The sequence below is a fragment of the Rhizobium sp. RU36D genome (assembly GCF_900176345.1).
Taxonomy (GTDB): domain Bacteria; phylum Pseudomonadota; class Alphaproteobacteria; order Rhizobiales; family Rhizobiaceae; genus Allorhizobium.
Genome location: NZ_FWXU01000049.1, coordinates 1 through 13,817 on the forward strand (window position 1 = coordinate 1; position 13,817 = coordinate 13,817).

12 protein-coding genes and 1 pseudogene are annotated in these 13,817 nt (G+C 59.5%); 6 read left to right on the plus strand and 7 right to left on the minus strand.

Annotated features, from left to right (window positions below; all coding sequences use genetic code 11):
* Positions 1-96: 96 nt before the first annotated feature.
* From B9A97_RS28575 to B9A97_RS28600, 6 genes and pseudogenes are all read right to left on the minus strand, one after another.
* Positions 97-495 (minus strand): annotated as a pseudogene (locus tag B9A97_RS28575) (ATP-binding protein); the annotation flags it as partial.
* 115 nt (positions 496-610) lie between these two features.
* A complete protein-coding gene (locus B9A97_RS28580; RefSeq protein ID WP_084369232.1) occupies positions 611-1,876 on the minus strand; it encodes an aminotransferase class I/II-fold pyridoxal phosphate-dependent enzyme in 1,266 nt (421 codons plus the stop codon).
* Positions 1,877-2,473: 597 nt separating this feature from the next.
* Positions 2,474-3,538, minus strand: a complete 1,065-nt coding sequence (locus B9A97_RS28585; RefSeq protein WP_084369233.1) for an ABC transporter substrate-binding protein — start codon at positions 3,536-3,538, stop codon at positions 2,474-2,476.
* 12 nt (positions 3,539-3,550) lie between these two features.
* Positions 3,551-4,351, minus strand: a complete 801-nt coding sequence (locus B9A97_RS28590; RefSeq protein WP_244564402.1) for an ABC transporter permease — start codon at positions 4,349-4,351, stop codon at positions 3,551-3,553.
* 67 nt (positions 4,352-4,418) lie between these two features.
* Positions 4,419-5,300: an ABC transporter permease gene (locus B9A97_RS28595; protein ID WP_084369235.1), complete on the minus strand. Its 882-nt coding sequence runs from the start codon at positions 5,298-5,300 to the stop codon at positions 4,419-4,421.
* Entirely contained in the window at positions 5,297-6,412 is a 1,116-nt protein-coding gene (locus tag B9A97_RS28600; protein WP_084369236.1) for an ABC transporter ATP-binding protein, read from the minus strand. Before B9A97_RS28600 ends, B9A97_RS28595 begins: the two co-directional genes overlap by 4 nt.
* 201 nt (positions 6,413-6,613) lie before the next feature.
* Between B9A97_RS28600 and B9A97_RS28605 the strand changes: the two genes are divergently transcribed.
* The 5 genes from B9A97_RS28605 to B9A97_RS28625 all read left to right on the plus strand — a co-directional run bounded on the left by B9A97_RS28605 (position 6,614) and on the right by B9A97_RS28625 (position 11,959).
* Positions 6,614-7,312: a GntR family transcriptional regulator gene (locus B9A97_RS28605; protein ID WP_084369237.1), complete on the plus strand. Its 699-nt coding sequence runs from the start codon at positions 6,614-6,616 to the stop codon at positions 7,310-7,312.
* Positions 7,313-7,400: 88 nt separating this feature from the next.
* Positions 7,401-8,753 carry an aspartate aminotransferase family protein gene (locus tag B9A97_RS28610; protein ID WP_084369238.1) on the plus strand — a complete coding sequence of 451 codons (1,353 nt, stop codon included), beginning with the start codon at positions 7,401-7,403 and terminating at the stop codon, positions 8,751-8,753.
* Positions 8,750-10,465: an acetolactate synthase catalytic subunit gene (locus B9A97_RS28615; protein ID WP_084369239.1), complete on the plus strand. Its 1,716-nt coding sequence runs from the start codon at positions 8,750-8,752 to the stop codon at positions 10,463-10,465. Before B9A97_RS28610 ends, B9A97_RS28615 begins: the two co-directional genes overlap by 4 nt.
* Complete coding sequence (fabG, locus tag B9A97_RS28620) at positions 10,466-11,239, plus strand: 3-oxoacyl-ACP reductase FabG (protein WP_084369240.1); 774 nt, start codon at positions 10,466-10,468, stop codon at positions 11,237-11,239.
* Between the two features lie 18 nt (positions 11,240-11,257).
* The gene (locus B9A97_RS28625) at positions 11,258-11,959 is read left to right on the plus strand and encodes a winged helix-turn-helix transcriptional regulator (RefSeq protein ID WP_084369241.1); all 702 of its coding nucleotides are present in this window, start codon (positions 11,258-11,260) and stop codon (positions 11,957-11,959) included.
* Here B9A97_RS28625 and B9A97_RS29990 read toward each other — a convergent pair.
* On the minus strand, positions 11,956-12,102 hold the full coding sequence (locus B9A97_RS29990; protein WP_179145431.1) for a hypothetical protein: 147 nt from the start codon (positions 12,100-12,102) through the stop codon (positions 11,956-11,958). The two genes, B9A97_RS28625 and B9A97_RS29990, sit on opposite strands and share 4 nt — an antisense overlap.
* Positions 12,103-12,741: 639 nt before the next feature.
* Here B9A97_RS29990 and B9A97_RS28635 point away from each other — a divergent pair.
* Positions 12,742-13,662 (plus strand): nucleotidyltransferase and HEPN domain-containing protein, encoded by a 921-nt coding sequence (locus B9A97_RS28635; RefSeq protein WP_084369242.1) that lies wholly within the window; start codon positions 12,742-12,744, stop codon positions 13,660-13,662.
* The last annotated feature ends 155 nt before the right edge of the window (positions 13,663-13,817 follow it).

Here is a 13,817-nt window from a genome sequence, read left to right on the forward strand (position 1 = left end):
TCCCGTTTCCACCGGTTGCTCCCACCGCGCCACTTGGCGTATCAAAAACCGCCGAGGCTCTAATCGCTGCCGGATGAAAGTTCAGTGGCAGGTCAATTATGCTAAGGTGGACGCCAAGGAGATTTGGGCATTTTTCGGCTGCCGACCGCGTGGCTTTTGCGGTGGCGGGAGCGCCGGGGGCGCGAATAAGGCTTTGGACCGGACATGCTCCGGCAGCAGCTCGGCGTGCTGCCGCAGTCGGTAGCTGGATCCTTCGATGTGGACGACGACGACATGGTGAAGCAATCTGTTGAGCAGCGCGTTGGCGACGACGGGGTCTCCGAAAACATCGCCCCATTCTGCGAATCCGCGGTTTGAAGTCAGGATCATAGCGTCACGTTCATATCGGGAATTGACGAGCTGAAAGAAGATATTGTCGCTGCCTTAGACGACTGGCAGCAAGCTGATCTCATCGACGATCAGCACGCTCGGCCTGCAGAAGAAGCGAATGCGCTGCGTGGTTTCTTCCGGCGTATGGGAATATTCCCCCTGAAAGAGTGTGCGAGGTTGAGAACTTCTTGATGAAGGCGCCGGTCAGTGATGCGCTGAGCACTGTCGCCAACAGGATCTTCTATTTACCTCTCGAGTTCTTCACCGTTTCGATTTCGTGCCTGATCTGATGAAGTGCCTGGCAGAATGCAATGATCTGATCCGTCGTGTGGGAAGCTGTCAGGCAAAGCCTGATTCCGGCTTCGCCCCGTGCCACTGTCGGGAAGAAAATCGCCGAGGCGTAGAAGCCAAGCTCGAGGAGGTGCCTTGCCGCAGCGACAGAATGAAGCTCGTCGCCCAGGCGGAGCGTCCGGATCGGGAGCTGAGAATCAATGTCTTTGGTCGGAAGGAGGTTGTCGAGCAGTGCAAGATTGCTCCGCAAAGCGGCTTGTCTTGCTGGTAGTTCACCCGTTCGATGAAGCCGGGCAGATGCTCGTGCAGCCCCGATGGCTGCGGTGTTGATTGAAGCCGAGAAGGCATGGGCGATAGCGAAACGACGAAACAAGAGTTCCTGGCGGGCGGTGCCAAGCATCAGGATGCCGCCTGATGCACCAAAACCCTTTCCCAGTGAGGCGGCAACGATCGTTCTGTCGCCAAGATCGGAGAACAAGTTACGCGCATAGCCGGCACCGCGATCGCCAATGATGGAGATGCCATGGGCATCATCGATGTAGAGAAACAACCCATAGCGTTCTTGAAGACGCTGCAGCTCTTCCAGTGGAGTGTGGCCTCCCATGGAGTAGACCCCATCACAGATATAGACCACTGACTCATGGCTTCGGCAGAGCGCTTCCAACGCTTCAATATCGTTGTGAGGGATGGTGACGACTTCGGTTTCTGCGGCCACGGTCGCCTTGTGATAGGCCAGGGTTGCGTGGGCGAGACGATCGAAGACCACAAGTGGTTTGCGGCCGGCGGTCAGATGCCCGGAAGCAAGCAGCGACATCGCGCTCATATTGGCCGCGAGAACGGTGGTGAAGGTCAGGACGCGGGCGCAGAAGAGGTCAGATAAGTCTTCCTCAAGCTCCCCAAGAATGTCGAAATTCAGACGCGTGCGCGCGCATGACCAGTGCAGCGTGCCCGCCCGCCGCAGTGAGTCCAAGGCTCCCGCAACGATATCAGGATGATTGTCGAGACCAAGGTAGGAGCATCGAACAAAATCGACGACTGAGCCTTCTCGCCCGGCTAGTTGGACCGTGCGTCCCTCTCCTGGCTCGGCATAAAGCGCCATGATGCCCTGATAGTGTGCTGCATCGAAGCTCTCCTCAGCCGCGTCGATCATGGCGGTGGTATTGCGACGAATTTGATGCGCGCCGCTCGTCTTGCGGTTTTGGTCAATCCCGGACATGTCTATAACCTCGCTCTACTTATGCGAGATTTTGCGCATTTTAGGTCCGAGGTGACAACGAAGGTACCGTTAAGGTCTTGTTAAATTTTGGAGAACGTTCGGGCTCGCTGATCTGGCTTGCGATCCGGAGAGAAATTCAATGGGTTTGGCGGTTCCCGATCGTGACCTCCTATTTCCCCATGGTGGCGGAAACTCCCCCGGTGTGTCTGAGGCGGCAGCGCAGAAAGTGGGCATGGCGCGGGCCGCGCCATGCAGGTTATTGCGCCTTGCCGATCGATGCCGGGTCCAACAGGTTGTGATGGGAGGATGCCAAACCAGCTCAGCTGCCGCTGAAAGTGCACTTGGTCAACGGATGGGTGCAATCCGGTTTGCGCGATTAGATCCGCCGGCATTCGTCTGCGAAAAGCGGTGCCAAAGCTCGGAGCAAGCGTTACACGATGGTGCGACACAGAGCAACTTCGACCGTCATAGCACATCCAGTATCGTCGGCTGTTTGAGCTGTACCCGGAAATCCTGAGCTCGCGCCTGCTTTTGCGGATACGGCCGACCGACCGCAAATGGGACAGTCGGCCGCAAGTCATGAGGTTCCCGCGGTTTCTAGCGAACCCAGGAATTCCAACGTTGTAACAGAGTGGCAGCATTGGTATTGATCCATTCCGCATCCGGAATGACGACACTGTCCGACAACTCCGCGCTGGTCGGCATTGAAGCGCGGCTCTCCTGCGACAACATCGAAAGGGCCTCGACGCTGGGCGGTGTACAAGAAAGAACGTCGCAAGCCCTTGCCTGAACCTGCGGATTGGCAAGCCAGAATTCAACGAGTTTCAGTGCATTTTCCCTGTTGGGCGCGCCCTTGATCAAGGCGATCCTGTCACCCACCAGGAACGACGCCTGATAGGACCACGCGATAGGAAGACCTTCATTCTTGAGGGCCTTGGCCCTTGTAAGCCAAATCTGTCCCAGATCATACTCCTTGTTGCGGAAGCCCTGGACGCTCTGGTCACCAGTTTTCCACCATAAGCTCACTTCGTCGCGGATCTCGTCGAGCTTGCGGAAGGCACGATCGACATCCAGTGGGAAGAGCTCCTCCTTCTTGACCCCGTCGGCCATAAGCGCCGCAGCCAGCACCCTCCACGGATCGTCGAAGTTCGGGAAGGCGCGTCCTCCTGGATACTTTGCGGTATCCCACATATCAGCCCAGGTCTTTGGCGGGTTGGTGCCGACCTGGTCGGGACGATAGACCAGAAGCGTTGCCGTGGACTGGAGGAGCGCCCCGCCCGCCTGGCATGCATTTGCGGCAAGATCGGTATTGTTGGCGAAGCGCGTGCAAAACGACGACATATCCTCGGTCACCTGCTTGTGTGCGTCAGAGGCAGCCTGAATTTCCCCTTCAAGGTATAGATCCCAGGACACATTGCCCGCCTGTACCATCGCGGCTGCCTTGGCACGCATTTCTGCATTCGTCGCCGACACGATGACCACCGATATTCCCGTGGCCTCGGTGAATGGATCGAACCACGCCTCCTTGAGCGCCCGGTCATAGGCGCCTCCGGTCGAGGCTATGATCACCCGCTCCTGCGCCTGAAGCGGCTCCTGACGCAGCACGGCAAGGGCTGTGATGGCGAAGCCGAATACGGCATAGACATATTTCCTGGTCTGCATGGTCACTGGCGTTTACTCCTGTTGCGGTTGGGATTGTCCGGCGCGTGCAATGAGATGCACGAGACCGATCAGGATCAGGGAGGCACACACGGTCACCGTTGAGGCAGCCGCAATCACGGGTGTCAGGTTGAAGTCGATGTCTTCGAACATTTTCCGGCCGATCGACTTGCCGCCAACGTCTGAAATGAAGAACGCAACCGTGGCCTCGTCAAACGATGACAGGAAGGCGAAGACGGCGCCGGTGGCGACACCTGGAACAATGTTGGGCAAGGTCACATGAAAAAAGACCTGGAAGCGATTGGCGCCGCAATTGAGCGCGGCCAGCTCCAGAGACGGATCCAGGCGCTGCAATGCAGCTGTCACCGTTATCACGACGAAGGGCACGGCAAGAACGGTGTGGCCGATCAGGAAGCCAGCCAGGGTTCCGGTCAGCCTCAAGGGCGAAAACACCAGATAAAGCGCCACGCCAAGCACGATATGCGGCACGATCATGGGGCCAATGGACAAGGCGTGAAAGGCGGCCTTGAACGGCATGGTCCCGCGGATCAGTGCAAGAGCTGCCATGGTGCCGACCACTGTCGCGGTCAGGCTCGTCGCCATGGCTATCCGCAGGCTGAACCAGATTGCCGCCATCCAATCCGGATCGTTGAAGAACGCGGCGTACCAACCCCAGGTCACGCCGCTTGGCGGAAATCTGAGATGGGCCGTGGTGCTCAGTGACATCGGGATGATGATGAGTGTCGGCAGGATCAGGAAGAACAGAAGTGCGCCGAGGCCCGCACCAGACAGAAGCGGCGCCAATGTGCGCGCCATGGCCGGCGACAAGGAGTGCCGTCGGGTGACCATCGTCCGCGCCGACGTCGCGAGGATATCGCTGGGTTCAGTGTACATAAGTCGACCCCTTTGTGAGGCTGAAGGCACGGCGGCAGATCAATACGACCAGGAGTGTGACGCAAAGGAGCGTGGTCGAGAGTGCGGCGGCAAATGGCCAGTCGAGCACGACGGTTGTCTGTTGGCCAATCAGCGTCGCCATCAGCAGGGAACCGGGGCCGCCCAGAAGGGCGGGCGTGATATAGAACCCGAGTGCGAGCACGAAGCACAGGATTGCGCCTGCATAAATGCCGGGCATGCTAAGGGGTAACGTGACACGCAGGAAGGTGTCGAGACGTCCGGCGCCAAGGTTCGCCGCTGCACGCGCGAGGTCCGCTGGAAGGGTCTTCAGGTTGCCGTAGATGGGTAGGATGGCAAATGGCAGAAGGATATGGGTCATGCCGAGAATGACCGACCCGTGGGTATAAAGAAGCTTCAGCGGACGCTCGGCAAAACCTGTCTCCAACATAATGTCGTTGAGGATCCCGTTGCGCTGGAGAAGCACGATCCAGGCATAGGAGCGGATCAGGACCGACGTCCATAGCGGCACGAAGACGCAAGCAGCAGTGACGAGTGCGCCGAGCCCCTTGAGGCGCGCCATGGCATAGGCGACGGGATAACCAAGCGCGAGGCACAGAAAAGTGACCGCGGCGGCGGTGCCAACCGTCGACAGAAGGACGCTGAAATACAGGCTGTCTTCAACCAGGCGCAGATAGGTTTCTCCGCCGGTCGAGAAACTGAGAGCCATCAGCTTTGCCACCGGATAGATGAAGCCGAGCGTAAAGGTGACAAGCAGCGGAAGGATCAGCAGCCAGGAGATGAAGGGATTGAACTGGCTGGCGCCAAGGCTTGCACTGGATCGATGCGGCGCGCTAGAGGTCGATAGGCTCATGACTTCGGCGCCTCCGGGTTGTTGAAGATCTTGACCTTGTCTGGCGATATCGTCAGTCGCACCCGGTTTCCTCGCTCCAATGGTAAAGTAGGACCCGAGGGTGCAACGACGCGCAGCTCCGGACCGGCCAACCCGTCCAGGGCGATACGGGCCATGGTCGAGGCACCGGCAAAAACCAGATTGGTGAGCACGCCTCCAAGCGATTGATTGTCGGTGGGATCCTCGGGTCCGATCGCAATATGCTCGGGCCTGATTGCGACCGTGACCGTGTCGCCGCAGGCGAACGAGGCGCCATGATGATGCTCGAAGGGAACTTCCAGCGTCAGGCGATCGGCAATCCTGATTGCCAAGATCGCCCCATTCCATGCAGCTATCCGGCCCTGAAGGAAATTGATCGTACCGACGAAATCGGCCACGAATGGGCTGCAGGGATTGGCGTAAAGCTCATCTGGCCGACCGATCTGCTCAAGGCGCCCCTTGTTCATCACGGCAACCCGGTCCGACATCGTCAGCGCCTCTTCCTGGTCGTGGGTCACGTAGACAACGGTGACGCCCAGGCGCTCCTGAATGCTCTTGATCTCGAACTGCATGGCTTCGCGCAGTTTTTTATCGAGCGCACCAAGGGGCTCGTCCATTAGCAGGACAGGGGGATCAAAGACGAGTGCCCGCGCGACGGCGACACGCTGCTGCTGGCCACCGGAAAGCTGATGGGGGTATCGGTGTTCAAAACCGGATAGCTGCACCAGTTGCAATGCCGCATCGACGCGCGGTCCCGGCGCACACCCCCTGGACCGCCCACGCATCTTCAGCGGAAAGCCGACATTCTTGTGAACGGTCATATGGGGAAACAGCGCGTATTTCTGGAACACCATGCCGATATCGCGATGGTTGGGAGCGACCATGGTGAGGTCTCGCTCTCCGACCAGGATCGTTCCCGCCGTCGGCGCCTCAAACCCCGCGATCATCGTCAGCAGTGTCGTCTTGCCGGAGCCCGACGGGCCTACAATCGACACGAATTCCCCTGCCTCGATATCCAGGTCAATCGGTTCGACGGCGCGGACATTGCCGTACCGCTTCTCGATCCCCCGCAGTTTCAAAGTCTGTCCGATCAAATCGCACCCCTGTTGTTGTTGAAAGCATTGTGGTTGAAGCCCCGGTGACCTGTGCAGCCCGATCGCTGTCCTGCAGGTCTGACCCGATGACTTGCTCGACGCCGGGCGTTAAGGTTTGATGCGCCAAAACTTTGCAGAAGCTTCACACTTGCATTTTTGTTGCATCAAAAAATTCAAGTGTCAACACGTATAGGTGAAAAAATGACCGACGGCTTCGCGACATCCGGGCGCGGCATGCAGGCGCCGAGCCTGGGGGATGCCGCTTATGTCTCGCTAAAGGACCGATTGACCCGAGGAGCCTATCGCCCCGGCGACAAGTTGACGGTGCGATCTGTCGCCGATGCATTGCGCGTCAGTTCAACGCCGGCCCGCGATGCCATCAACCGGCTGGTCGCGGAGGGTGCGCTGGTTTACGCCGGGCCCAAGACGGTGATCCTTCCGATCCTGTCTCCGTCTGATCTGCGAGAGATCACGCTGATACGTATCGCGATAGAGGGGCTGGCCGCGGAGCTTGCGGTGTCGAATTGTCGTGACGAGGACCTTGAGAAGCTCAGGAAAATTCAAGATAAAATCAATTCGGCGCTTGATCGGAAGGACTATGGCGAGGCTCTGTGGCACAACAAGGAGTTCCATTTTCTGGTCTATCGGCTCAGTGGCCTGCCGCATCTGGTTGCTCTTATCGAAAACCAGTGGCTGCGTGTGGGCCCCTCCTTCTACGATCTTTATCCTGAGTTTGCCGAAGAACGGCGTGGCGTCCGCAATCATGAAATGGCAATGGAGGCGCTTGCCGAGCGAGATGTCGGCGGGCTGAAGGCTGCCTTCGAAAACGACATCCGTGAGGGCTACCGGAGGCTGCGCCGCGCCCTGGATGTGCGCGGCGGCCTCAATGGAAAAACTTGACGCTGCCCTTGACTCGATGATATTTTGTTGCAACAAAAATGTGAAGCTCACGTGAAGCTTCCGATTTTCTGCAACAAGAGGCAGGCAGATGCTCAAACACCTTCATGCGGAGGGCGCCGTTCGATCAACGGAGGTCTCGGCCCATCTTCATCGCCGGGGACGCGGCGTGTTTCCAGCCGGGATCACCCGCTCGACCGTCGAATGCGATCCCTATCCCCTTTATCTCGCAGCGGGGGAGGGAGCCTATGTCACCGATGTCGACGGCAATCGATACCTCGACCTCAACAACAACTTCACCACGCTGGTGCACGGTCATGGCTATGCGCCGGTCGCTGAGGCCGTCGCTGGCCTGTTGCGCACCGGGACCTGCTTTTCCAATCCGACCCGGCACGAGATCGCGCTGGCCGAACTGCTGATTTCGCGCATCCCGGCGATAGAGCAGGTGCGCTTCGTCAACACCGGTACCGAAGCGGTGATGTTCGCGATCAAGGCGGCGCGCGCCTTCACCGGCAAGCCAGCCATTGCGCGCTTCGCCGGCGCCTATCATGGCGCCTATGACTGGGCCGAGATCGGCCAGAGCGCAGTCTTCCAGGAAGACCAGACCCATGCGATGCCAGGAATAGCCTACGAGGGTGCTCCCAGATCCACGAGCACTGATGTTGTGCTGCTGGATTTCAACGATGCCGACGGGCTCGAACAGCAGCTATTGCCCCATGTCGATCGCCTGGCTGCAATCCTGATCGACCCGGTTCCAAGCCGCGCCGGATTGTTGGCGCCAGATCCGCAGTTCATCGAACGACTGACCGCGTTTGCCCGTGCCAACGCCATCCTGATCATCGCAGACGAGGTTCTCAATCTTCGACAGTCCTTCAAGGGCGCTTCGGCGCGCTATGGTCTTGTCCCCGATCTCATCACCGCGGGGAAGATCATCGGTGGTGGGTTCCCGATCGGTGCCATTGGCGGGCGGGTCGATGTCATGTCGGTCTTTGGCGGAGGCGACAGTGCGCCCCTTGTGCCCCAGGGAGGGACGTTTTCCGCCAATCCTGTTGCCATGGTCGCCGGTCTCGTCGCGATGCAAGCGATGACTAAGGCTGAATTCGATCGGCTGGAGCGGCTGGGCGACGACCTGCGCGGCCGGCTGACGGCCATAGCGGACAAGCATAGCGCTGCGTTCAGCATCAACGGCGCGGCGTCGCTATTTCGTATTCATCCCAAACCGCGTTCTCCCGCCACCTATCGCGAGGCGCTGATGACGGCGGACCAGGTGGTGCTGATGAAGGGGCTCGGGCGGTTCTTCCAGGCACAAGGGGTCATGCTTCCCTTCGGCGCCGCAGCCTGCCTTTCGACCCCGATGACGCAGGCAGACACTGATCTCATCGCCGCCGTCTTTGAACACTTCATTACCACCGAATTGCACCGTTACGAGGCCACAAAATCATGAATGCAATCACCACCACGCAGACCGTCGCCGAGCGCGTCGCTCAATCACTCCTGCGTCACGAGGTGCGTTTCCTGTTCGCACAAAGTCTGCCGTCTGCAGTGGTTCTCGCAGCGGAAGCGCAAGGCATCCGCCAGATTTCCTATCGTCAGGAAAACATGGGCGGAGCCATGGCGGACGGCTATGCGCGTCTGTCAGGCAAGGTCGGTGTCGTGGCAGCACAGAACGGTCCGGCTGCGGCATTGCTGGTGGCGCCCCTGGCAGAAGCGCTGAAGGCCAGCATCCCGGTCGTCGCTCTGGTCCAAGAGGTTGAGCGCAACCAGACCGACCGCAACGCCTTCCAGGAACTCGATCACATCGCCCTGTTTCAGTCCTGCACCAAATGGGTGCGCCGTGTGCAGGTGGCCGAGCAGATCGAGCACTATGTGGACGCCGCCTTCACAGCAGCGACATCAGGTCGACCGGGGCCTGCCGCGCTGCTTTTGCCGGCCGACCTCCTGCGTGAACCGTATATTCCAGTGGGGCCTGAGCGTTTTGCCAATCTCGGCTCATGGCCTCTCGATCGGGTGCGCGCATCCGATCGCCTGATCCAGCAGGCAGCTGAGCTGATCGCCAGCGCCCGGGCGCCGGTCGTCCTGGCCGGCGGAGGTGTCCATGGGTCAGGGGCAGCGGTCCAACTCGGACGTCTGCAGGATCTGGCAAGCCTCCCGGTCTGCACCACCAATATGGGCAAGGGCGCCGTCGATGAACATCATCCGCTGTCACTCGGTGTGCTTGGATCCCTGACCGGTCCGCGCTCGCTTGGGCTGCATACGCAGCGCTTCTTAGAACAGGCCGATCTCATCATCCTGGTCGGCACGCGCACCAACCAGAACGGCACCGACAGTTGGAGACAGATACCCAGCGGCGCTAAAGTGATTCACCTGGATGTCGATCCGGTGGAGATCGGGCGAAACTTCGAGGCAATGCGTCTTGCCGGCGATGCCAGGGAGACGCTTCAGGCGCTGTGCGATGCGCTCGAACGCTGCGATCTCGCACGTCGAAATGCGGATCGCGAGCGAGTAGCCCAAGCCGTCGCCGCGTGCTGGAAATCATTCGACGAGGCGCGCGCTTCGGTCGTGACCTCGAGCGAGGGCCCCATTCGGCCTGAGCGGGTCATGGGCGAGTTGCAGCCCTGGCTTCAGCGCGCGCTGACCGTAGTCGCCGACGCCAGCTATTCCTCCATGTGGGCGGTCGGCCAGCTGCGCGCCGTGCATGCGGGAACGCGCTTCATCACGCCACGCGGGTTGGCGGGGCTTGGCTGGGGCGTGCCATTGGCCATCGGGGCCAAGCTTGCGCGTCCGCAGGCCCCCGTCGTTGCGATTGTCGGTGATGGCGGTTTTGCCCATAGCTGGGCTGAACTCGAAACCATGGTGCGGCATAACATTGCCGTCACCGTGATCGTCTTGAACAACGGCATTCTTGGTTTCCAGCGCGATGCTGAGACCGTGAAATTCGGCCGCTACACGTCGGCGTGCCACTTTGCACCGGTCGATCACACGCGCATCGCCGAGGCTTGCGGCTGCAGGGCTCTGCGCATCGAGGATCCCGCAGATCTTTCGGATGCGATTGCCGGCGGCATCACCGCCAGTGGTCCCCTGCTGATCGAGGTGATGACCGATCCAGAAGCCCATCCCCCCTTGTCTTTGTTTGCAGCGATGGATCAGGCCGCGTGAATGAGTAACATCCAGCGGCGAGTGGCGGTGGTGACGGGAGGCAGCTCAGGCATCGGGCTTGCCACCGTCGCCGTGCTGCTCGACGCCGGCTTCAAGGTGGGTTTCTTCGGGCAAAGCCAGGACCATGTCGAGAAGGCCACGACAATATTGTCCGCGCGTCACGAAACCAGCCACATCCTCGCCCGCTGCGTCGATCTGGCGTTTCCGGCGCAGATAACCCGCTTTTTCGGTGAGGTGGCTCGGGCATGGGGTGAGCCCGATACCCTGGTCTGCAATGCCGGCATCTCGCCGAAAGGCAAGGATGGAGCAACGCCCTTCTCGCTGGTTTCCCCTGCCGAATGGAACCAGGTGCTGTCGATCAATCTGACGGGCGCGATGCTGTGCTGCCAGGCCGTTCTGCCGTCGATGATGACCCATTTGTTCGGTCGGATCGTGCTGGTCGGGTCGATCGCCGGGCGCACGGTGCCAAGGGTTGCCGGGCCGGCCTATGCCACGTCGAAGGCAGCGCTCGCCGGGCTGTCGCGATCCATCGTCAGCGCGGCGGCAGGCTCTGGTGTGACGGTGAATGTCGTTGCGCCTGGACGGATCATCACGCCGATGACCGCATCTGCCGATCCTGCTGTCAACAGCGCGGCTTTGGAGCGTATCCCCGTGGGGCGACTTGGCCAGCCTGACGATGTCGCACGTGCCGTCGCCTTCCTGGTGTCGCGCGACGCGGGCTTCGTCAACGGCGCGATCATTGATGTCAATGGCGGAGAATTCGCGCCCCTTTAGGAAGGACGAACCCCTCTGATGAACAAGATCCTCGTCTGTGTGTCCGACGTCCAATTGTTTTTGATGCTGCGTCATATCGCGGCCGGCGAGGGTTTCGAGGCGGTCCAGATTGCCGACCCCGATGAGATGTCGCTGGTGCGCGCCACTGAGGTGATCGCGATCGTTTTGGATTGGTCCCTGCGGGCTTTCGAGAAATACGACTTCCTGGATGTCGCCAAGGCCGAGATGCCGGATGCCGCCGTCATCCTGCTTTGCAGGACGGCCATTGCAGATGAGACGCATATTCCGCCAAGCGACCTGCTCCTGCAGCGTCCGTTTGACCCCGCTTGTCTGTTGCAGTTCCTGCGTGGTCTGCGGAAAAAGAATCCGGTCGATAGTCAGGCCGAGATGGCGCCAGCGGTTCTGCAATTCGGCGATCTCGCACTGGATCTCGCGGCCTTGACGGTCCGCAAGGCAGGCCGCGAGGTCCACCTGACAGCGCTGCAGTTCCGACTGTTGCGCCGCTTGATGCAGAAGCCGACGACTGTCGTCGATCGGGAAGACCTGATTGCCTCTTGCTGGCCTGAAGATGTCGAAGTGGAGCCGCGCACTGTCGATATCCATATTGCCCATATCAGACGAGCACTGCGTACCGATGGAACGGATATGATCCGCACGGTTCGCGGCTGCGGCTATGCGCTGCAGCTACCACACCCTGCAGCAGGGCCGGCATCCCGCTAATTGCCGAGTCGCTTGTAGACGTCGGCCCATCGACGCAATTCGTCATCGCATCCCTCGAACCACGCGTCCACGCCGCAATAGGCGACCGCGGTCGATGCGTCACCGCCGTAGAGTGCCAAGGCATGCTCAACGATGTCAGTCATGTCATCCGCATGAAGGCCATCTGTTTCAGCGTGGCATGTCCGATCTGGAGGATTGTGAATTCGTGACACAGTAGGCTCCCTGCGTCCGGCGCGCAGGAAGAGGAAAGGCATGGCGCCGGACGTTGGTGCTTGCGAGCGCCTCAAGGCCTTGCTCGTGCCGTCCCTGGCGATGTTGTGTCACAGTTGCAATGCTAAAGGATCACGGGCAGCCCCGCAAGGAAAACTGGCGATGCTGGATGGGCGGCTGAGCGCGGTTTCAGCATAGGGAATGCGACTTCGGGGGCAGTCGGTCCCGGTTTGGGCGCGGGCCGTTGGCCGCGTCTGCCCAAACCTCCTGCGGCTGCCCCGGGTACCGAAGTCGCATGCGCGAATTCCCGAACCGTGCCTGCGGCACCGCTATGCTCGGTTCTCCGATATGCTCATCTTTGTTTGGCTCGTGGCCTTATCGTGCCGGCGAGATCATTTCAGCTCCGCCATCCTCGCGGAAGCCGGACAGTGCCCACTCCTGGTGCCCGAAAGTGTCCGTTTCAACAGAACTTTGCAAACCCTTCGTTGAAATCGGGTGCACCTTCGGCCAAGGTCGACAAGGTCCAAGGCGAGGATGCCCCAGATCATGCTACAGATGGATTACGACCGCTGATGAAGACGAGCATCAATCATCTGCCGCCCGTCAAGCAGCATCAGCTTGGACGGGTGGTGCAGATCATCCTGGAAGAATTCGAGGATGCGGTCAAAGGTGCGACCTCCAGCGTCAAGAAGCGCGGACGGATCCTCAAGATCATCCTGTTTGGCTCCTATGCCCGGGGCACTTTCGTTGATGAGCCCAATACTGGAAAGGGATATCGTTCGGACTTTGATATCCTGGTGGTGGTCAATAACAGGCAGTTCACGGATTTCAGCGCCTATTGGAGCAAGGCCACCGAGCGGGTTATGCGCGACCCGCAGATCAGCACGCCTGTCAGCATCATTGCCCACTCACTCCGCGAGGTGAACACGGAGCTACGCCGCGGGCGCTACTTCTTTGTCGACATTCGCCGCGACGGCATTGTGCTCTATGAACTGGATGACGAGCCGTTGGCCGAGCCCGGCAATGTCAGCCCGGAGGAAGCCTGGAGGTTGGCGTCAGAATATTATGTCGACAGGTTGCCGGGAGTACTTTCATTTCTTGATACGGCAAAATATCTAGCTCAAAAGCGACAGCTTAGGCATGCTTCCTTTGAGCTGCATCAGTCAGTCGAGCAGGCTTATTCACTGATACTCTTAGTAAAAACTAATTACAGCCCCGCGTCTCACAATGTGAAATTTCTGCGAGCGCTTGCCGAGGGGCAGGCCGCTGATTTGAGGGATGTTTGGCCGGAGAACGAGCAGCGCTACTTATCCTGGTTCAATATTCTCAATGCAGCCTATGTTAAAGCACGCTACTCGCCGCACTTCGAGATTACCGAGGAAGCGCTGCGGTGGTTGATTGAGCGAGGCGATCTGTTGATAGAAGCAGTCCGGTCCGAATGCGAGAGGCACCTGATTGCATCAAGGCCTGTTCAGAAGACAGATATTGTCTAATTTGTTTGTCGTCGTTTGAATACTGATGGTTGTTCTCTACGGCGAGATCTCAACTCCTAGGGTAATCCCCCCGCATATTAACTGGCTTCAAAAGTAGAATTTTCTCGGCAATATGATCGAGGAGAATTCGATGAAGATGAGCAGATTTAGCGAAC